Origin of the sequence: Pseudoalteromonas sp. GCY, assembly GCF_016695175.1 — a bacterium.
Lineage (GTDB): Bacteria > Pseudomonadota > Gammaproteobacteria > Enterobacterales > Alteromonadaceae > Pseudoalteromonas.
Genome location: NZ_CP068023.1, coordinates 863,504 through 885,032, shown reverse-complemented (window position 1 = coordinate 885,032; position 21,529 = coordinate 863,504). Strand labels below are relative to the sequence as shown.

Sequence of the window (21,529 nt, the reverse complement as noted above, 5' to 3'; positions counted from 1 at the left end):
AACCGATAAAAAAGCATGTGGTCTACACATGCTTTTTTATTCTTTAAAGCCTACGTTTTAGCCCTAAGCTTTAATCAAACGCTTTTGTAAGATCTGAACTTGATCGCGCGCTTGAGCTGCTTTTTCAAACTCAAGCTCTTTAGCAAACTTCATCATTTGTGCTTCAAGTCGGTCTATTTCTTTGGCGATCTCTTTCGCATTCATTGCAGGCATGCCTGGTTTAAATTTGGCATCAATATCAACCACTTTGTCATCAGCCACTTCCTCACCGAGATCCATCACATCCGTGATCTTCTTATTGAGCGCCGTTGGTGTAATGCCATTGGCCTCATTATACGCCTCTTGCTTTTCTCTACGTCTTTGCGTTTCATCTATAGCTTGGCGCATTGAGTTCGTCACCCTATCACCATATAAGATTGCTTTACCATGTAAGTGACGTGCCGCGCGGCCAATTGTCTGAATAAGAGAGCGCGTCGAGCGTAAAAAGCCTTCTTTATCTGCATCAAGTATGGCAACCAAAGAAACCTCTGGCATATCCAAGCCCTCTCGTAACAAGTTGATGCCGACTAGTACATCAAAAACGCCTTTGCGCAGGTCTCGAATGATCTCCATACGCTCAACGGTATCGATGTCAGAGTGTAAGTAACGCACCTTAACGTTATGATCGTTAAGATAATCGGTCAGATCTTCTGACATGCGTTTTGTTAGCGTAGTAACCAGCACACGCTCATTCACTTCCACCCGTTTGTAGATCTCAGAGAGCAAATCGTCAACTTGAGTTGCAACTGGACGCACTTCTACTTCTGGGTCTAATAGCCCTGTTGGGCGGATCACTTGCTCGGCAACATCACCCGCTGATTTATTCAATTCATAATCACCGGGAGTCGCCGAAACATAAATAGTCTGCGGCGAAATCGCTTCGAACTCTTCAAACTTTAGTGGTCTATTATCTAATGCAGACGGTAATCTAAAACCATATTCAACTAAGTTTTCTTTACGACTGCGATCGCCTTTGTACATCGCCCCCACCTGCGAAACGGTAACGTGAGACTCGTCGATGATCATAAGCGCATCATCCGGTAAATAATCTAACAAAGTTGGTGGTGGCTCGCCTGGTGCACGTCCCGATAAATATCGACTGTAATTTTCAATACCAGAGCAATAGCCAAGCTCTGTCATCATTTCAATATCGTATTGTGTACGTTGAGCAATGCGCTGCTCTTCGACTAAGCGGTTTTTATCCAATAATTGAGTACGGCGATCTTTGAGTTCCACCTTAATGCGCTCAATGGCATCAAGGATCTTTTCTCTTGGCGTCACATAGTGAGTTTTTGGATAAATAGTCGCGCGAACGAGGTGTTTTTCAACAGCGCCAGTCAAGGGATCAAATAAACTGATCCGTTCAATCTCATCGTCGAACATTTCAACCCGTACCGCAATGGTTTCCGATTCGGCAGGAAAAATATCAATAACCTCACCGCGAACTCGATAGGTACCACGGCTAAAATCCATATCATTACGCGTGTATTGTAGTTCTGCCAAACGCCTTAACATGTCACGCTGATCAATGGTTTCACCGACTTTCAGTAACAGCATCATTTTCATGTAAGAGTCGGGATCGCCAAGGCCGTAAATCGCTGAAACTGAGGCGACGATGATAGTGTCTCTGCGCTCAAGCAAGGCTTTGGTCGCAGATAAACGCATTTGCTCTATGTGATCGTTGATAGACGCGTCTTTCTCAATAAATGTATCGCTGGCAACGACATAGGCTTCGGGTTGATAATAGTCATAATAAGAGACGAAATACTCAACCGCATTATGAGGAAAGAACTCTTTCATTTCGCCATACAATTGCGCCGCCAGCGTTTTGTTATGCGCCATAATAATTGTCGGGCGGTTAAGGTTATTAATGATGTTGGCCATGGTAAAGGTTTTACCCGTTCCCGTAGCCCCCAGCAAGGTTTGATGTGCAAGGCCTGATTCTAAACCATCGCACAGCTGAGCAATCGCTGTTGGTTGATCTCCGTTTGGCTGAAACTCAGAAACTAGCTGAAACTTATCTTCCATTACGCCTCCTTTTGGACCTCGCTTGCTGCTATTTCATTAATCACTTTCTTAAACCAATTGTAGGCAATGGCTGCGGTAAATAAGTTCCCCAAAGCAGCGCCTGCAAATAGCCCGGGCAACCCAGCCAACTTTGAGCCTATATAAGCAATAGGTACATAAAATATGAACAGTCGGATCACACTTAGAATGAGCGCATTCATCGGTTTATGCAACGCATTAAATGACGAATTGGTTAATATGATCACGCCTTGAAGGCCGTATCCTAGCGGCATGATATAAATAAATAGCTGTATGGTTTCAACGACAGCTGGCTCATTACCAAAAGTATGACTGATGTAGTAAGCGCTTAATACCAGTAATAAGTAGACCGCAAATTGAAAACCAAGCACAAATTTAAGTGTTTGGGTATAGGCATCAGACACACGCTGATAGTGCTTTGCACCAAAGTTCTGACTTACAAAGGGAGGCAACGTCATAGAAAGCGCTAAAACCACCAGACTTGCGATAGACTCAATACGACTTCCAACACCAAATGCAGCCACAGCTTCAGGTCCATAACTAGCAATAAGTGCGGTCATTACCGCCATTGCTAAAGGCGTCAGCATATTTGCGCCAGCTGCAGGCAAGCCTATGGTGAGAATTTTTTTCGCCGCATTTGTGAAGCTGGTGTATTTTGCAGACAGTGAGATAAGACGCTTTTTAACTATCAGCAAATATAAAATGATAGTTACCCCAAGACTCCAAGACAACACACTGGCCACTGCAGCCCCTTTTACACCCATTGCATCAATAGGCCCAAATCCGAAGATTAATATCGGGTCCAACACCGCATTTACTAATCCCCCGAGTCCCATGACTAAACTTGGCGTTTTGGTGTCACCACTGGCACGCAGCACTGAATTACCAATCATCGGCGTTATCAATAAAATCGATCCAATGAACCACACCGACATATAGTCGTGGATAAATGGCATAACAGCTTCACCTGCCCCGAGGAGAATAAAGATCTCATCGACAAAAATGAAACCAAGAATAGAAAGTAATGAAACGAATATCGCAGAGATAATAATAGCCACTGCGGCATCAAATTTGGCTTCATCGAGCAAATTGCTACCCAAGGCCTTAGCGATAACGGCGGATGTTCCAATACCTAACCCGATGGCTAAGCTAATTACAGTAAAGGTAACAGGAAAGGTGAAGCTGATTGCCGCGAGCGGCTCGGTGCCAAGCATACTAATAAAGAAAGTATCAACGAGATTAAACATCATCAGCGTGATCATCCCGAATATCATGGGGATCGTCATTCGCTTTAAAGTCGCCCCAATATCACCAAAAAGGATATCGTTGCCATTGGAATTTGACTTAGCTTGAGTCATAACAACCTATTTCTGATACTTTAAGCGGCTCATTGTATGCTATTCAAGATGTTGACGCTATGCGGTAAACGTTAAGAGTCGTTATAAAGTCTAAATTAGCAACAGTTACCTATAAAAAGCTTGTATTACGCTACAGGATTAAGGTTTAGTGTTGAAAATAACGATTCAGTATGTTTTGACAAAAAAGTTACAATCCAGCTTGCAAAGTAGCATGTTTTTTGCACAGCCAAAATGGTAAAAAGTTCATAAAAGCTTCACACTGAACAACAAATAAACAAAAATAACCAACCAAATATAAGCCATTGATATTATTACAATTAAATATTTATCGAATTTTACTTGAAACGGCTGCAGCGCCCTAATTTCATAGTCTTGCAATACTTCTCAAATAATAATAAACAATGTTATCCACAGATTCCGTGGATAAGTCGCTCCAAGCCAATAGAATAAAGGTTTTCAGCTTGGAGTAATTTTGATCAATGGCGTGTTTAGTGTGATCATTCTTAAAACAACAACTGGATCAATTTAGATCTCTAGGCTAACCTTGCTTCTGGAAGTAAAAAGCATCTAACGACTAAAAATAATAAGGAACACATATCCAACTGTTTTAATTCAACTTTTTATTAAATTATTGATTTTCACTTTAATGATAGTAACTACTTACTGTTTGTCACGCCGCGTTTAAATAGAGATTATCAATACCACACTATTTGTGCTCATTGATCTCATTCACGTGATAATTGCAATGATTTAAAGATCTCAAGAAAACATCATAAAATGAGCAGTTAGGGATATAATTCAAACAAAACGTTCAAAAAATACATTAAACAGAATATATCACTGTATAGATAAACAGTAAATACTGTATATGTTAATTTTATTCGACATCCCCTACACGATGATTGAGGAATTTTATACAACACCCCTATCTTTCATATTTTGCGGATCTTCATCATATAGGCATTAGGCATATTGAAATCAAAACTCACTAAGAGTCATCATATGAACGATGGAAAAATTACGTATTGCTCAACTTTTGCTTAGATTACTAGGCGGCAAGTCGAGCGCCGCGACCAAAACCCACTCAGGGAAACAAAAATCAAACAGCAAAGGTCAACAGCCCCTATATCAAGAATCCTAAACTAGCTAAAAAGCCAACAAATAGCGCATTAATTCATCGCTTAGTAGAGTTTTTTACGTTTCTGTGATTTTAGTGGTTGACACCTTGCAATGTCGTCATTAATATTTCGCCCCGTTGAGAGATACGCTTCCCCCTTAGCTCAGTTGGTTAGAGCGACGGACTGTTAATCCGCAGGTCCCCCGTTCGAGTCGGGGAGGGGGAGCCAAATTCTCACACTTGACTATTCCCCCTTAGCTCAGTTGGTTAGAGCGACGGACTGTTAATCCGCAGGTCCCCCGTTCGAGTCGGGGAGGGGGAGCCACTAATTTACTGGAAAGTCAACATCTTATTGTAGTTCCCCCTTAGCTCAGTTGGTTAGAGCGACGGACTGTTAATCCGCAGGTCCCCCGTTCGAGTCGGGGAGGGGGAGCCAATCAATAAGATATTGCTCAAAAAGAGCATTCCCAAAGTTCCAAATTGTTCCCCCTTAGCTCAGTTGGTTAGAGCGACGGACTGTTAATCCGCAGGTCCCCCGTTCGAGTCGGGGAGGGGGAGCCAATTCCACGAAAGCATTAGACTTTTCCCAGCATTTACACTACTCTACAAGCAATATTCTCACTGCATTTGCTCGAATAACACCTTCTCTGTAATTTATCGACCAGACAAAAATCAAACCGATGAATTTGATAAAGAAATTGGCAATGCACCCGATACTATGGAATAACCCTCTTTAAGAAGCGTACTATGGCTGGTTTTAAAAAACTTATCGTACTCCAAGTCACCTCTTGGCTATTATTCTCCTTGATTGGTAGCTTTTTTTTCGCAACAAGTTTTGACTCTGCAATCAACAAAGCACAGCAAAGTGCCCATACCATGGTGACAGAGTATATAAAGGATAAGAAACTCACTGAAGTTACTCCTGAACATATCCGCCAAGCCTTAAATAGCGGAGATGTTTTCTCAACTTTTATTGTACGAGACTTTGACGGTCAAACCGTTTTGCAAGTCAATACACCGAGCAACCTCCCCTTTATCGCCGAACTCATAGAATCAAATATCAATGCTATTCGCCCCCAATTTGCTGTTAACGATAGCAAAGACATCAAAATCGAATTCTTGATCAATGCACAAAGTCAGGCGCAATTACTACAACAAGCCCTACTGCTACTTATCATTATTTCAGCTTTAGTTGCTTTTATTCCTGTTTTCTTTATGCAAGGCGTCTATAAAAAGCTGAATCGCAACGTTAGTATGACAGTAGCCAATGCTGTAGATTCATATATCACGCAAAATCAAGTTACCGACAATATTGAATTTGACTTTAACGATGGCAAAGTTGCGGAACTCGGCCAAGATTTAATCCCCTCTTTTAAACGCTTAGCCAGCTTTTTAAAGTCAAAGCAAGAAGACATTAAAAATGCCGCCCATTCTATCAAGCAAGAAGCGTATAAAGATGTGGTTACTGATCTTGGCAACCGCAATATGTTTGTTGAGTACTACGAGCAATATATCGAGTCGTCTGCCAAAAAGGCATTTGGCTCACTGGCGATGATCCGTTGCTCTGAATTGCAGGTCATTAACCAAACCCGCGGCTATCAAAAAGGCGATGAATACATTAAGTCAGTATCGGATATCATCAAGCACGTCACCGGCACTTATGCTGGCAGCCAGGTGTTCCGTTTAAATAGCTCGGATTTTGCAGTGATCTTACCCAATGTGCCAAGTAAAGAAGCGGAAGAATTTGGTGAAACACTGCAAGCGCGCTTTACTCAGTTCCAGCAAAACCAAGAGCTATCATCGGTTGCAAACACCGGGATCGTGCCTTACGAGAACGGTAAACCACTTGGAGAACTACTCTCGGTCGTCGATAATGCGATGAGTATGGCGCAGAGCAAGCAAGCCAATGCTTGGCATATTCAACGTGAGTCTGACTTAGTGAATAATGTCAGTGCTGGATTTGGCAATCAAAACTGGCGTCGCGTGATCCGCGATGTGATCAACAGCAAGCGTGTTAGCTTGATGATGCAAAATATCATGCCAATTGGTAAAAACTCTAAGGCCTATGCAGAGATCCAATCCCGCTTCAAAACCGAAGAAGGACAAATGCTACCAACGGCGTCCTTCCTTGCCATGGCGGAAAAGCTGGAAATGGCCATCGAGATTGATCAGCTGATCATCGACACTTCACTAGAACTTATCAAAACGCGTAACTTTAATGAGAAGTACTTTGGGATCAACGTTACTGCATCGAGCGCTCATAACGATCAATTTGTGATCTGGTTAGAGCGTCGTTTGTTAAAAGAAACCAATTTAGCCTCTAAACTGGTATTTGAAGTTAGCGAGTTTGGCTTACAGCAAAATATTAAAGCCAGTAAGCGCTTTATTGATATGGTGCATCGTGCCGGAGCTCGTATCACCGTTGAACGTTTTGGTGTGGGTTTGACGTCATTTAAGTTCTTTAGAGACTTAAAACCTGACTATATCAAAATGGATGCGAGCTATACTCGCGGCCTTGAAGAAGACAAGAATAATCAATATTTTATGCGCTTAATGGTTGACCTTGCACACCGTATCGGTGTCAACGTATTTGCCGAAGGTATCGAGAGCCAAGAAGAAAAACACATAGTCGAAACGCTTTGTTTGGACGGTGTACAAGGCTATTACATCGAAAAGCCGAAAGAAATCTAGGTAACCAGAGCTTGGATAATTCACCTCTTATCCAAGTTCAACGAGAGTTCCAAGGGCAACTTGTTTGCCCTTCCCTTTATCCCCCTGCCATTGCGCTGACTTTCGCACACTATCATTTGCCACACCAGTTACAATCTGTGTTACTATTGGCAGGAATTATCATTCAAATTTATCCATGCGATCTAAGAAGTTCACAAAGATAAACTTGAAGATTATTTCGGCGCTAGCGGTAATCTAAGGCCTAGCAACAAAATCACTCTATCACCATGATTTTATTGCTAAAAGCTCATATATTTAGCCTAATAAGCAAACTCTGAATTAGGATTACTTGCTAATAACTAAATGAAAACTGTCAGCATTACATGACAAGCTACAGCCTCATAAAATGTGAGACGCTAGCTTAAATGACAGCAAGACACATGTTTTCACTTAAAAAATTCAAAGCAGAACGGTGCTATCGGTTTAATTCTACTAAAAAGTATTTTTAGCAAAATTAAATCCAGTCAAAACTTGCACCTAGTAAGTTCTTTAATACAGTTAACTATCACCTCGATTTGACGGGAGAAACCCGCATAAAGTGAATAAGTTATAGAGGCAGGAATGACCGAATACATTTTGTTGCTCATTGGCACTGTGCTGGTGAATAACTTCGTTTTAGTCCAATTTTTGGGCTTATGTCCATTTATGGGGGTATCTGGAAAATTGGATACCGCGGTGGGAATGTCGTTAGCGACCACCTTTGTTCTCACGCTAGCCTCAGTCACCAGCTATTTGGTCAATCAGTATATTTTATTGCCGCTCGACCTCACTTTTTTAAGAACAATGAGCTTTATTTTGGTTATCGCGGTAGTTGTACAATTTACGGAAATGGTGGTGCGTAAAACCAGTCCAACCTTGTATCGGTTACTGGGGATTTTCTTACCTTTGATCACCACCAACTGCGCAGTACTAGGCGTTGCACTACTTAATATCAAGAAAGACCACACCTTTTTAGAGTCTGCAGTCTATGGTTTTGGCGCTGCGGTTGGCTTTTCTATGGTTTTGGTGCTATTTGCCGCTTTGCGTGAACGTTTAGCTGTCGCTGACGTGCCGACACCGTTTAAAGGCGCATCGATAGCAATGATCACCGCAGGACTCATGTCGCTTGCGTTTATGGGCTTTTCTGGATTGGTTAAGTTTTAGATATGACATTACTTTACGCATTACTTGCGCTTGGTGCGCTGGCGCTTATTTTTGGTATTGTGCTTGGCTATGCCGCAGTGAAATACCGAGTTGAAAGCAACCCAATTGTTGAACAGATAGACGCCATTCTTCCACAAACTCAATGCGGCCAGTGTGGCTATCCCGGCTGTCGACCGTACGCTGAAGCGATTGCGAATGGCGATGACGTAAATAAATGCCCTCCCGGCGGTGAAGCAACAGTAAAAAAACTGGCGGACTTAATGGGCGTAGAAGCAAAGCCGCTCGCTGGCGGTGAAGACGCAGAGCCGGTCAAGAAGGTGGCTTACATTCGTGAAGACGAATGTATTGGCTGTACCAAATGCATTCAAGCTTGCCCCGTTGATGCCATCGTTGGTGCAACTAGGCAAATGCACACCGTGCTCATCGACGAGTGCACAGGCTGCGATCTGTGTGTCGAGCCCTGCCCGGTCGATTGTATTGATATGATCCCGGTTGCACAGACCAAGCAAACGTGGAAGTGGCAGCTAGACGCCATTCCTGTGACACAGATTGATTAAGAGGTTTAAGTGGAAACATTACTTGAACAAATAGAAAGCGGAAAACTGTGGCAGTTCCCAGGTGGCATCCATCCACCAGAGCAAAAGACATTATCCAACCAACAACCGATTGCTCGTTTACCTTTGCCTGATAAACTAATCCTGCCACTGAAACAGCACATTGGTGCCAATGGTAGCCTGTTAGTTAACTCTGGCGATCACGTCCTTAAAGGACAAGCTTTAACCGCTCCGGGCACGAACTGGTCGCTACCCATTCACGCCCCCACATCTGGCACCATTGAAGCGATAAAGCCGATGCCGTCGGCGCATCCATCTGCACTACCTGAGCTCAGTATTATTTTGCGCCCAGACGGTGAAGATAAGTGGACACCACTGAACCCAATTAGCAACATTAGCACGCTTGATAACAAACAGCTTATCGATATTATCCACCAAGCTGGTATTGCTGGTATGGGCGGTGCGGGATTCCCAACCTATGTCAAAGCAGACAGCCCAAAGCCCATTGAGTTTTTAGTCGTCAATGGCATTGAGTGCGAACCATATATTACAGCCGATGATCGTTTGATGCGTGAACACGCCAAAGAAATCATCGCTGGCGTCGAAGTGCTACAAGGTATATTAAAGCCACAAAAGGTGCTGTTTGGCATTGAAGATAATAAACCTGAGGCTATTGCAGCTATCACCGCAGCGACTCAGCATAATCAGGATATCTTAGTCCGTAGTGTGCCAACCAAATACCCCTCTGGTGGTGAAAAGCAACTGGTCAAGCTATTAACCTCCATAGAAGTACCAAGTGCTGGAATACCAGCGGATATCGGCGTTCTGGTGCAGAACGTCGGAACACTGTTCGCAATTTGGCAAGCTATTTTTGAGGGTAAACCACTTATCGAGCGCGTAGTTACCGTAACCGGTAATACCATTACTCAGCCAAGCAACGTGTGGGCTTTACTCGGCACTGAAATAAAGCACCTGCTAGACTCACAAGGCTTTTCGCCAGTAGAGGCGCAGCGCGTCGTTATGGGCGGTCCAATGATGGGCTTTACCTTGCCATCGGTTAGGATCCCAGTGGTCAAAACCACCAACTGTATACTCGCGCCAGACAACCAAGAACTTGCGATCCCGGGTGATGAAAAGGCATGTATTCGCTGTAGTGCTTGTGCCGATGCCTGCCCGCAAAGCCTATTGCCTCAGCAGTTGCAATGGTTTGCTAAAGGCAAAGAGTACCAAAAGCTAGAAGAATATAACCTCTTTGACTGTATCGAATGCGGTGCGTGCTCTTATGTTTGCCCAAGCGAAATCCCCTTGGTGCAATACTATCGAGTGGCCAAAGCCGACATTCGCGAACAAAAGCTTGAACAGGTCAAAGCAGAACGCGCTAAAGAGCGTTTTGAAGCAAGAAAAGAGCGCTTAGAGCGCGAACAAGAAGAGCGCCAAAATAAACATAAACGCCGTTCGGCGGGTGCTGCGCCAAAAGCCGCTGATAAAGAAAAAGTGCAAGAAGCACTCTCACGCGTTAAAGATAAGCAATCAGATAAATCCGCGGTCCAAGCTGCGATTGCACGCGCCAAAGCCAAACGTGGTGAGAACGGCGAGTTAGAGCCGGATAACAGTGCCATTGCTGAAGCGCGTGCAAAACGCAAAGCGCAGGCGCGTAAATATAAAGAAGAAAAAACTGACCAGCCTGAAAGCACAGATAAAAAAGATGCAGTAGCCGCCGCCATTGCTCGTGCTAAAGCGAAAAAGGCTGCAGCCCAAGCGTCACCAGAGTCTGAGCCAGCAGCTACAGCAACAGGTGATAAAAAGGCAGCCGTAGCTGCTGCAATCGCCCGGGCTAAAGCCAAAAAAGCAGCCGCAGAAGACACTGCTGAACCTGAAGCCAATGCAGCGCCAAGCGATAAAAAAGCCGCCGTTGCTGCCGCAATTGCCAGAGCTAAGGCCAAGAAAGCTGCTAAACAGGCGGAAGAAGCAGGTGAAAGCGTGAGCGAACAAGCAGAAGCCGCTCAAACAGAAAGTGCTGAGGAAGATCCGCGTAAAGCCGCCGTTGCCGCCGCAATTGCCAGAGCTAAGGCCAAGAAAGCAGCTAAAGAAGCTGGCGAGAGCACAGGCGAGCAAGCAGAGGCTACTCAAACCGAAAGCGCTGAGGAAGATCCACGTAAAGCCGCTGTTGCCGCCGCAATTGCCAGAGCTAAGGCCAAGAAAGCAGCTAAAGAAGCTGGCGAGAGCACAGGCGAGCAAGCAGAGGCTACTCAAACCGAAAGCGCTGAGGAAGATCCACGTAAAGCCGCTGTTGCCGCCGCAATTGCCAGAGCTAAGGCCAAGAAAGCAGCTAAAGAAGCTGGCGAGAGCACAGGCGAGCAAGCAGAGGCTACTCAAACCGAAAGCGCTGAGGAAGATCCACGTAAAGCCGCTGTTGCCGCCGCAATTGCCAGAGCTAAGGCCAAGAAAGCCGCTAAAGAGGCGGAAGAAGCAGGCGCAAGCGTGAGCGAACAAGCAGAAGCCGCTTCAACGGAAAGCGCTGACGAAGATCCACGTAAAGCCGCCGTTGCTGCCGCAATTGCCAGAGCTAAGGCCAAGAAAGCTGCTAAAGAGGCTGAAGAAGCAGGCGCAAGCGTGAGTGAGCAAGGCAAAGAAGCAAATGAGCCAACGGCGGGATCAGAAACAGACTCCAGCCGTACAGAGCAAGGTACTGAGGGCACATCTGAGCAGCAACAAGCACTTAGCCCTGAAGCACGTAAAAAAGCCGCCGTTAAAGCCGCAATTGCAAGAGCAAAAGCGAAGAAGCAAGCGAAAGAACAAGAAGGAAATGAACCGTCATGAAACTAACCATGGCCTCATCCCCGCACAATCATAGCCATAAGTCGGTCAACAAAATCATGATGACCGTCATGGCAGCCTGTATTCCCGGGATCTTAGTCCAAACCTACTATTTTGGTTTTGGTGTATTGATCCAGTTGGCTTTGGCGCTTATTACCGCAAGCCTTGCTGAAGCGCTAGTGCTAAAGCTAAGAGGTCGAGCGATATGGCCCAGCCTCAGCGACGGCAGTGCTTGGCTCACCGCTGTGCTACTGGCAATCAGTATTCCGCCACTAGCCCCTTGGTGGATAACCGTCATTGGCGCATTTTTTGCCATCGCAATTGTAAAACAGCTATACGGTGGCCTAGGCTTTAACCTTTTCAACCCGGCCATGGCGGCCTATGTATTATTGCTGATCTCCTTCCCTGTACAAATGACTTCATGGTCACCTATTCAAGCGCTCACGCTAGAGTCGCTAAGCTTTGTCGACCAACTCGCGATGATCTTTACCGAGTCCACCAGCCAAGGTGTCACACTTGACGTATGGCGCGCGGGCGTGATTGACGGCGCGACTGGTGCAACGCCATTAGACTCGGTAAAAACCGCAGTCTCACAAGGCTTAACCGTGAATGAGGCGATGAATAAGCAGGGTTTCGGAGAGCTTGCAGGACTTGGTTGGCAATATGTTAACCTCGCCTTTTTGCTAGGTGGTCTTTACCTGCTAAAAGCCAAAGTGATCAACTGGCATATTCCAGTGGCCTTTATTGCCAGTCTTGGCCTTGCTAGTGCGATTGGCTATATCATTGCCCCTGAGTCAGAGCCAGGCACCCTATTCCACTTGTTAAGTGGCGGCGCTATGCTTGGTGCCTTCTTTATTGCCACCGATCCGGTATCGGCCTCCACCACTAACTTAGGTCGCCTGATTTACGGCGCGGCAATCGGCTTAACTGTCTATGTTATTCGTCAATTTGGTGGCTATCCAGACGCCGTTGCATTTGCAGTTGTGATCATGAATATGGCAGTACCACTTATCGATCATTACACTCAGCCTCGTACTTATGGTCATGGAGCAAAATCATGATAATTCAATCGATGCAGAAAAATGGCCTCATCCTCGCAGCATTTGCACTGGCAACAACAGGAGCGGTCGCACTGATTAATGACCTCACCAAAGATAAAATTGCCAGCCAAGAGCAGCAGCACCTGATGCAACTGCTTTCTCAGGTGATTGCAGCAGATAAGTATGACAATACACTGTATTTGGATTGCACCACCAGCAACGCCTTAGAACTCGGCCCAGACGGCCCGCACACAATTTACAGAGCCAGACTCAATGGCGAACCCTCAGCCCTGTTAGTGAGACATATCACCCCAAAAGGCTACAGTGGCAATATCGATGTCTTAACCGCTGTCGATAGACAAGGTCTGATCTCAGGTGTGCGTGTAACGCGCCATGAAGAAACCCCAGGCCTTGGTGATAAGGTAGAGCTTGCAAAGTCTGCTTGGGTTACGACTTTCAACGGCGTTCAAGTTGAAGGTGAAGCAGACCCAAAAATGAATGTAAAAAAAGACGGCGGTCAATTTGATTCATTTACCGGCGCAACCATTACCCCACGTGCCGTGGTAACCTCGGTAAATCAGGCAGCATGGTTTGCCAAAACTCATTTTGATGCGCTATTTAACGCGCCTAATACTTGCGAGGTGTCGCAATGAGTCAGTTAAAATCGCTCTTTCAAGAAGGAACATGGCAAAATAACCCCGCACTGGTGCAGCTTTTAGGGCTGTGTCCGCTCCTTGCTGTGACTTCAACGGTAACCAATGCGTTAGGGCTTGGTATCGCTACACTACTGGTACTGGTTGGTTCTAACTTTACCGTATCCGTAGTGAGAAATTGGGTGCCAAAAGACATTCGTATTCCAGTATTTGTAATGATCATCGCCGCCTTTGTTACGGTTATTCAACTACTCATGAACGCTTATACCTTTGGTCTGTATCAATCCCTTGGTATATTTATTCCGTTGATAGTGACCAACTGCGCCATTATTGGTCGTGCCGAGGCATTCGCTTCGAAGAATAGTCCGCTGTTATCGGTTTGGGATGGTTTAATGATGGGACTGGGTTTTGCACTGGTGCTATTTGTACTGGGTGCAATGCGCGAATTGATTGGTCAAGGAACACTATTTGATGGTGCCGAGCTACTCCTTGGCAACTGGGCAAGTGTATTGCGTATTGAGATCTTCTCATTCGATCATCAATTTTTAGTTGCAATCCTGCCACCGGGCGCCTTTTTAGGACTTGGCTTTTTGATTGCTGCTAAAAACATTATCGACGCTCAACTCAAAGCCAAAGCAGCGCCAACAGCAGAAGAAGTAAAAGGCCCAAGAGCGCGGGTCACTAACTTAAACTAATGCGGAAATAATAATGCCATTAAGCAGCGATACCGTCACTATCGCTGCTTAATGAAAATAACCGCATGCTACCGTCATTGAATTTAGCAAGTAAATCTTATGAATAAACAAAAACGTATAGAAATACTCACGCGACTCAGGGACGAAAATCCGCACCCTGAAACCGAACTAGAATACTCGTCACCATTCGAGCTTTTAGTTGCCGTTACCCTCTCAGCACAAGCCACTGATGTTGGAGTGAACAAAGCGACACGCAAATTGTTCCCTGTTGCCAACACACCAGAGAAAATTCTGGAGCTCGGCCTTGAAGGCTTAAGAGACTATATCAAAACCATTGGTTTATTTAATTCAAAAGCCAATAACGTTTATAAAATGTGTCAGATCCTCGTCGACAAACACGGCTCCGAAGTCCCCGAAAACCGTGAAGCGCTAGAGGCTCTGCCTGGTGTCGGCCGAAAAACCGCAAACGTGGTATTAAACTGCGCTTTTGGCTGGCCTACTATCGCTGTAGACACCCATATCTTCCGCGTCTCCAACCGCACCAAGTTTGCCATGGGTAAAGATGTGGTGGCAGTCGAGCAAAAGCTAGAAAAGGTGGTACCAAAAGAGTTTAAAGTAGATGTCCACCACTGGCTCATTCTCCATGGCCGCTATGTTTGCACCGCGCGTAAACCTAAATGCGGCAGCTGTATTATTGAAGACTTATGTGAGTTTAAAGAGAAGACTGATAGTTAATCTTTGTTTTAGCATAAGCACAACTTTTATTTGTGGTGGTTACCGTGAATTTGTTGTTTCGTAAAATTGTTCAAGCGATATGAAAACACAGATCGCTGCGTAAAGCAGCTCCTACTTCACGCCACATTCGTATCGACGTGATGGTTAGCCTAAGGCAATACAACTGCTGAATACCCTATTCCATCTGGTCCGTTACCAGTAGGGAGTTCAAATAAGGTTTTGCCAGATACAATATCTATAACAAGGACCTTATTTTTTTGGTAAGCGGATAAAAATAAAGTGCGATCGTCTGGATGGAGGATCACGCCTTTTGGTCCTGTTCCCGGCTCAAACTTTATTTGACGCAGCTTTTCTTTGTGCATTGCATCGATCACATCAAGGGTGTGATTCCTATAGTCTGAGATCACAGCAAACTGCTCATCGCGGGTAAGTAACACACGGTATGGAAAGCTATAGCCTTTCCATTGCTTAATTATACGCTCATTTGCTACATCAAACACGGTAACTAAGCCATCATCGTTGCTACCAACCCAGAGCTCTGAGCCACTTTTATTTATGGTGATAGCCTCTGGTACTTTTGGCATTGAAATTTTGCGAAGTAAGGCACCTGACTTTACATCTAATTCAGACACTGAATCTGCGCGCATATTTGTGGTGTAAACACGCTCGCTAGACGCCGGCAGCGCCACCATATGAGAGCCTCTTTGCTCTGTTGCTATTACTTTATCAATTTTCCCCGACTCTATATCAACGATTACCACACTGTCGGAGCCTTCAGACGATACTGCAACGCGTTTTTGGTCTTTTAAAAACAACACGCCATGTGGCCTTGGATAACGAGAAAAATCAATGGTTTTAACTTTTTTTGCTTGCCGAACGTCAAAAACACTTAGACTATTGCCACGTGCATAATTAGTGACAACAGCCGTATGCCCGTCGGCACTCATTGCTAATTCATGTGGTCCTCTGCCGGTTGCGAGCGTCAGCTTAATTTTTCGGCTGCTAAGATCGATGAAATCAACCGAGTCCCCCTTTTTATTTACAACAACCAATGTTCCCGACAAGTTATTTGTATCAGCCCATGAAGGGAAGCTGATTAAACACCCAAATAAGAACACATACACAACATTATTAACCAATCTCATTTTGACTCCTATTGATCTGTTAGCCTGAATGATTACTAGTACTGTTGTTTTTATAACTACTGTATTTATCATTGAAAAGCAATCGTAATACAGCCTTCAAAAACACCCTATCCCAAATTTAACTCAGACAAGCCTGATACTCGAAACCTTCCTGTTTCCTATGTTGAATAGCACACTTTCCATCACTCGCAACAACTTCCTCGCCTACATCCGTTTTACAATTTCTGGAACATTTTCAAAGTATTGATTTCACAAATCACTGCGCTTTCTTTATGCTAATGAAAGTCTTTAAATTTTAATGCGAATATCATTATGCTACCTGTCCTTCGTATCTTGTTAATAGAACAAGAGCCAGCCGTATTGCAAGCGCTCTCAAGCAATCTGTCAAAAACAATCCCTAACTTTGAGCGAGAGGATGTTCAAATCGATATTATTGAATGTCTCGAACTTTCAAAAGCCTTGGAGCATGTCACTGAAGATGGTGATATTCAAGCCGTCGTGCTGAGTTGGGATGTGCAACAGAAAAGTGGCGAACAAACCTATAGTCGCTTTATCGAGCAACTAAAAAGTATTCGTCTAGAATTACCGGTTTACGTTATTGGCGATGACACTAAAGGGCTTGAGATAGTCAACGAATCCGAGGAAATCGAGTCTTTCTTCTTTAAAGATGAAGTTATCTCAGATCCTGAAGCCATTTTAGGTTATATGATCAACGACTTTGATGACAGAGCCGAGACGCCATTTTGGACGGCGTATCGCAGTTATGTCGGCGAAGCGAACGACTCTTGGCATACTCCAGGTCACAGCGGCGGTTCGAGCTTTAGAAACTCTCCTTATATCAAAGATTTTTATCAATTCTATGGCCGTAATGTATTTGTCGGAGACTTGTCTGTATCGGTTGATTCGTTAGGTTCACTGTCAGACAGCACCAATACCATTGGCCGCGCTCAGGAATCCGCAGCAGCAACGTTTGAGGTTAAACGCACCTACTTCGTGACCAACGGTTCGTCCACCTCGAATAAAATTATTTTGCAAACCCTCCTTCGCAAGGGCGATAAGGTGATCATCGACCGCAATTGCCATAAGTCTGTGCACTATGGCATTTTGCAATCGGCCAGTTTCCCTATCTATTTATCGAGTATTTTAAACCCCAAATATGGCATATTCGCACCGCCTTCTCTGGCCGATATTAAGCAAGCGATTGAACAGAATACCGATGCAAAACTACTGGTACTCACAGGCTGTACCTATGATGGCTTGCTGAGCGACCTGAAACAAGTCGTAGAATTTGCCCATCAGCATGGCATCAAAGTCTTTATTGATGAAGCTTGGTTTGCTTACTCGCTATTTCACCCCAGCTTGCGCCATTATTCCGCCATTCATGCAGGTGCCGATTATGTCACCCATTCGGCGCATAAAGTCGTATCGGCATTTTCGCAGGCATCTTATATCCATATTAACGACCCTGATTTTGATGCTGATTTTTTCCGTGAAATTTACAGTATCTACGCCAGCACCTCGCCAAAATACCAGCTTATTGCGTCTTTGGATGTGTGCCAAAAGCAGTTAGAGATGGAAGGCTATAAGTTACTCAATGCGCTGCTGAACCATGTTGCAGAGTTTAAACAGCAGATGGCCTCGCTCAAACATATAAAAGTGCTTGATAAGCAAGATTTTATGAACATATTCCCACATTTTAGTGGCGATAATATGGGGCATGATCCGCTTAAAATCCTCATCGATATTAGTGAACTGCCATACTCATTAAAGGATATTCATAAGTTTCTGCTGGACGAAATTGGGCTGGAGATTGAGAAATACACGCACAGTACCATCTTAGTCTTACTAACCTTGGGTGGTACACGCTCAAAGATCATTCGTTTATACAATGCCTTAAAGAAACTCGATGGCGGCAAGGTAAAACTATCGAAGTCAACGCGACGCTCGCGCTTACCAGAGAATTTACCCGCTATTGACCTTGCTTGTATTCCTAGTGATGCCTTCTACGGCGAGCGTGAGTCTGTACCTATTAGCAAGAGCAACAACCGTATTTGTGCGGGTTTAGTCACCCCGTATCCTCCGGGTATTCCGCTTTTGGTGCCGGGCCAACATATCACCCAAGAGCATATTGAATATCTCAAGGAACTGGCAGGCCAAGGACTGACTATTCAAGGCAGCTTCGACGGCGAGATCTATGTGCTTAAAGAGGACAAATAACGCGAGCCGTTATCATTCACCCGTACTAGGCAGCCATGCCATAAAACACTGCTGCCTAGTTCTGGTTACTTAAAGCACTTTATTTTTCTTTGTATTTTTTTCAATTACTTGAGTAGCATCTTATTCTTAATTGTCTACCCAAGATTAGCAATAGCCTTATGTCGCTCAATAGGTTTGGATGCATTTTAAAATGTAATTGGATCTCCACTCATGATTTGCAGTAAAAACGGGGTGAATCCAACTATCCCTAATGACATCAGCACGGTAAGCACAATCAGTACACCTGAAGTTGCGACTTTAACATGCGAGCGCTTACTTTGAGAGCCGTAGAAATAAAGCTGTGAAGCGGCCAGAGGCAACAAGAAACAGCCAAAAGTCCAGATAGGGAAAAACGGGTCTCCAAACGCTGGAGAAGCTCCTAGCATCGTCCCCGTAATAAAGTAACTAAATACCCCGACTCTAAGAAACCACTGCGCGTTAGAGACAAGGAATAGTCGAATCGCCCACTTTCTATGATTGGCAATATCCTTGCTTATCGCCGTTTTCACCGTCATATAGGCAAAGCCTAAGATAAAAAATCCATTAATACTCGTGCCTATCTCAGAGATAATATCTGGACTCGCGCCTCTTATCCAAGATAAATAAAATCCAGACATCGCTAAAAAAAACACCGTAGCCAAAAAAACATAGCCATTAATTTTATGAAAAACAGGTACAACAGCCCTCACTTTTGGGAGCAACTGTAACGCACCGCCAAACGCAACGATCCCAGCCCCCATGACATGAACGAAAAAGAGCATATTTCCTGCTGTATCTCCGGCCTTATGCGGCGTGTTTCCCATCGGTTCCCAGCGATTCCAGATTTCCATATTGTCGTTAATGACCGACATACCATAAAACTTAATAATGTAATAAAAGAAAAACCACTGGCCAGCCAATATCACCGAGAACCAAAATATAGCTGAATATTTCAATAACTTATTGGCATTTTCTAGCTTTGTCTGTGTAGTCGCTGAAGCACTACTTTGTTGTTCATTTGATAGCCTAAAACGCGCTGTTGTGACCTTCATAATGCGTCCTTCTATATTCAACGAAATGTTTCATCAAATTTTCTAAGAACTTGTCATTGTTGTCGTCCGAATGGGCATATTCGTACTAATTAGCACATCAACAGCATCACTTTTCCTTCAATTGTTCTTTTTATAATCAGTTGGCGTTGCACCAACTCGTTTTTTAAACGCGCTATTAAATGTCGATTTTGATTTAAACCCCACCTCAAAAGCGATAGAGGAAACCAACATGTCGCTATTTGTTAGCAGGTTTTTTGCTTCTTCAATTCTATAACCATTCACAAACTGAAAGAAGTTGGTGTTCATAAACTGTGAGAGCGTTTCTGATATGTGGTTTTCACTCACAGAAATCGCTGTCGATAAGCCATTTAAAGACAGATCTTCATCTTTAAATAGTGCTTTCTCAGACATCGCTGTGATTAATTTGTCTGCAATCAGCTGCATTTTATCATGGGAAATAACGGCTTCTCTTGGTTGTACCTCTGGCTTTTTTGCCTCTTCAGGCTCGCTCAATTCGAGCTGCTTGAGGGCTAAATTAAGAAATGAAACTAATACAGCCAGCTCAAATATGGGTAACAATGACCGCATCGCGAACCAATTCAACCCAAAAAATGAGGCCGCGTAATTTGCTGTATAAAAAAGCCATACTAGCCCCCATAGGATCAAGATGACTTTCAGCCAATCCATTGCGCGCTGTTCAATCGCGGAGTACTTATCCATAAGCTGCTTGCGATGACGACTATGAAGCCTTAATGCCGCGATTAAATAGGCAAAAGTAACTACGATAAAAGTGACCGCGGTAAACAAACAGACAAATACGGCTATTTTCCAAAGTTCAGGATCACGCGTGCTCGGTTCGGCCAAGGCAAGCTTCTGCTCTGGAGTGATGCTAAAAATAAAAGGGATCATAGACAAAAACACCACTGCAGGCCCAAGTAAAGCGAGCAAATGTGCCTTTAAAGAAATTTTGCTATTGGGAAACATCGCCTTATACGCATAAAAATAGAGCGCAGGCCCCATCAACATTCTGACGGGTAATTGAAACCCAGCAATAGCGGGAGCATATTGAAATACACCTGTAAAAATATAGAGTTCGCCCATAATATGAATGAACAACAATACCAACAATCCAGATAAATACATGGTTTGTTTAGGCTTAGTTATGGTGAAGATACGGACCAGCGCAGACAAAACCACGCCCACCATAGCCGAGTAAAGTACTGTGGGGATCAAGTTAACCGACATATTATTGTTATTATGCGTTTACAATTATGAGTAAGAGAATATCACCAGCATATGTTCAGATAAACCTGCAATGAGACTTTGCAGCCATGTTTTTGTAAACATCTATTACTTATCAAAGCTGCAATATCGTCGCTGTTTGAACGCTTTCATCGCAAAGGAACCTCTGTACTTTTTGGCACACCTATTGCTTGTAAAACCACAGATGTCATTTTTTTGATTTGGAGTTTTGTATGGAATTTGCGTTACTTGCTATTTTGGCTCTAGTGGTCGTTGCTTCCATTGTCGCTTCTAAGTACACCGATGTGGGTGGCAATCCTTATCCGTTTAATCGTAAAGAATCTGTTTTTACCACCGTTGAAGCATCGTTTCTACAATTATTAGAACGTGCCGTTGGCGATAGATATAAAATCGTAAGTCGCATTAAGCTCATTGATGTGATTGAGTGCAAACCGGGTATCTCTCCAAAAGCACGTCGTGCTGCGGTAACTAAAGCTAAGAATAAGCAGTTGGATTATGTTTTGGTAGACAAAGAGACACTGAAAATTGTTGCCGCTGTTGATTTGGTCAATAACGCCAATAAAAACGGCCACAAAGCACAAAAAGATTGGTTTGTCAGTGGCGCTCTGGAATCTGCGGGTATTCCACACATTCGCATGAAAATCAAAAGTGGCTACCAAAGTGCTGAAGTTCGTGCGGCAATCTTATTCAAGCTTGGCCAAAAAGTGGAGATGCCAAGGAAAACCAGAAACCGCACCTACAAACCTGCGGTGCTGTCCCCTTCACAGGCAAAAGCACAGTCAACTCAGTTGGCAGAAATCTAGCAAAACGGGCGTCAGCCCGTTTTTTGTTTTACCTATCAAAACCCCTTTCGTATAATAAAAGCAATTTTGACACTGGGGCTTTCCCCAACACAAATTAGGAATCT

15 protein-coding genes and 4 tRNA genes are annotated in these 21,529 nt (G+C 44.1%); 14 read left to right on the top strand and 5 right to left on the bottom strand.

Features of this window, described 5'->3' with window-relative positions; all coding sequences use genetic code 11:
- Positions 1 to 63: 63 nt before the first annotated feature.
- Positions 64 to 2,067, bottom strand: a complete 2,004-nt coding sequence (uvrB, locus tag JJQ94_RS09055; protein WP_099031171.1) for an excinuclease ABC subunit UvrB — start codon at positions 2,065 to 2,067, stop codon at positions 64 to 66.
- On the bottom strand, positions 2,067 to 3,443 hold the full coding sequence (locus JJQ94_RS09050) for an MATE family efflux transporter (protein WP_099031170.1): 1,377 nt from the start codon (positions 3,441 to 3,443) through the stop codon (positions 2,067 to 2,069). The genes uvrB and JJQ94_RS09050 overlap by 1 nt, the downstream gene beginning before the upstream one ends.
- Positions 3,444 to 4,712: 1,269 nt before the next feature.
- Here JJQ94_RS09050 and JJQ94_RS09045 point away from each other — a divergent pair.
- From JJQ94_RS09045 to nth, 12 genes are all read left to right on the top strand, one after another.
- A tRNA-Asn gene (locus JJQ94_RS09045) sits at positions 4,713 to 4,789 on the top strand.
- A 19-nt stretch (positions 4,790 to 4,808) separates the two neighbouring features.
- A tRNA-Asn gene (locus tag JJQ94_RS09040) sits at positions 4,809 to 4,885 on the top strand.
- 34 nt (positions 4,886 to 4,919) lie between these two features.
- Positions 4,920 to 4,996 (top strand) — tRNA-Asn (locus tag JJQ94_RS09035).
- A gap of 48 nt (positions 4,997 to 5,044) precedes the next feature.
- A tRNA-Asn gene (locus JJQ94_RS09030) sits at positions 5,045 to 5,121 on the top strand.
- Between the two features lie 186 nt (positions 5,122 to 5,307).
- Positions 5,308 to 7,251, top strand: a complete 1,944-nt coding sequence (locus tag JJQ94_RS09025; protein ID WP_010370387.1) for an EAL domain-containing protein — start codon at positions 5,308 to 5,310, stop codon at positions 7,249 to 7,251.
- A 600-nt stretch (positions 7,252 to 7,851) separates the two neighbouring features.
- Positions 7,852 to 8,433, top strand: coding sequence for an electron transport complex subunit RsxA (rsxA, locus tag JJQ94_RS09020; protein ID WP_010370383.1), 582 nt, complete (start codon positions 7,852 to 7,854; stop codon positions 8,431 to 8,433).
- Between the two features lie 2 nt (positions 8,434 to 8,435).
- Positions 8,436 to 8,990 carry an electron transport complex subunit RsxB gene (gene rsxB, locus JJQ94_RS09015; RefSeq protein WP_010370380.1) on the top strand — a complete coding sequence of 185 codons (555 nt, stop codon included), beginning with the start codon at positions 8,436 to 8,438 and terminating at the stop codon, positions 8,988 to 8,990.
- Between the two features lie 9 nt (positions 8,991 to 8,999).
- Positions 9,000 to 11,807 carry an electron transport complex subunit RsxC gene (rsxC, locus tag JJQ94_RS09010; RefSeq protein WP_201435450.1) on the top strand — a complete coding sequence of 936 codons (2,808 nt, stop codon included), beginning with the start codon at positions 9,000 to 9,002 and terminating at the stop codon, positions 11,805 to 11,807.
- Positions 11,804 to 12,865: an electron transport complex subunit RsxD gene (rsxD, locus tag JJQ94_RS09005; protein WP_099031961.1), complete on the top strand. Its 1,062-nt coding sequence runs from the start codon at positions 11,804 to 11,806 to the stop codon at positions 12,863 to 12,865. Before rsxC ends, rsxD begins: the two co-directional genes overlap by 4 nt.
- Positions 12,862 to 13,497: an electron transport complex subunit RsxG gene (gene rsxG, locus JJQ94_RS09000; RefSeq protein ID WP_099031960.1), complete on the top strand. Its 636-nt coding sequence runs from the start codon at positions 12,862 to 12,864 to the stop codon at positions 13,495 to 13,497. Before rsxD ends, rsxG begins: the two co-directional genes overlap by 4 nt.
- Entirely contained in the window at positions 13,494 to 14,192 is a 699-nt protein-coding gene (locus JJQ94_RS08995) for an electron transport complex subunit E (protein ID WP_010370368.1), read from the top strand. Before rsxG ends, JJQ94_RS08995 begins: the two co-directional genes overlap by 4 nt.
- Positions 14,193 to 14,291: 99 nt before the next feature.
- Complete coding sequence (gene nth / locus JJQ94_RS08990; protein WP_069022907.1) at positions 14,292 to 14,927, top strand: endonuclease III; 636 nt, start codon at positions 14,292 to 14,294, stop codon at positions 14,925 to 14,927.
- Between the two features lie 149 nt (positions 14,928 to 15,076).
- Here the strand turns inward: nth and JJQ94_RS08985 are convergent, their stop codons facing one another.
- A complete protein-coding gene (locus JJQ94_RS08985; RefSeq protein WP_099031959.1) occupies positions 15,077 to 16,072 on the bottom strand; it encodes a YncE family protein in 996 nt (331 codons plus the stop codon).
- 312 nt (positions 16,073 to 16,384) lie between these two features.
- Between JJQ94_RS08985 and JJQ94_RS08980 the strand changes: the two genes are divergently transcribed.
- Positions 16,385 to 18,289: an aminotransferase class V-fold PLP-dependent enzyme gene (locus JJQ94_RS08980; protein ID WP_099031958.1), complete on the top strand. Its 1,905-nt coding sequence runs from the start codon at positions 16,385 to 16,387 to the stop codon at positions 18,287 to 18,289.
- A 185-nt stretch (positions 18,290 to 18,474) separates the two neighbouring features.
- On the opposite strand, the gene JJQ94_RS08975 is transcribed toward JJQ94_RS08980, so the two are convergent.
- Entirely contained in the window at positions 18,475 to 19,359 is an 885-nt protein-coding gene (locus tag JJQ94_RS08975) for a DUF2306 domain-containing protein (RefSeq protein ID WP_099031957.1), read from the bottom strand.
- A 117-nt stretch (positions 19,360 to 19,476) separates the two neighbouring features.
- The gene (locus JJQ94_RS08970; protein WP_099031956.1) at positions 19,477 to 20,604 is read right to left on the bottom strand and encodes a helix-turn-helix domain-containing protein; all 1,128 of its coding nucleotides are present in this window, start codon (positions 20,602 to 20,604) and stop codon (positions 19,477 to 19,479) included.
- Positions 20,605 to 20,834: 230 nt separating this feature from the next.
- On the opposite strand from JJQ94_RS08970, the gene JJQ94_RS08965 reads away from it, so the two are divergent.
- Entirely contained in the window at positions 20,835 to 21,425 is a 591-nt protein-coding gene (locus tag JJQ94_RS08965; RefSeq protein ID WP_099031955.1) for a DUF2726 domain-containing protein, read from the top strand.
- The last annotated feature ends 104 nt before the right edge of the window (positions 21,426 to 21,529 follow it).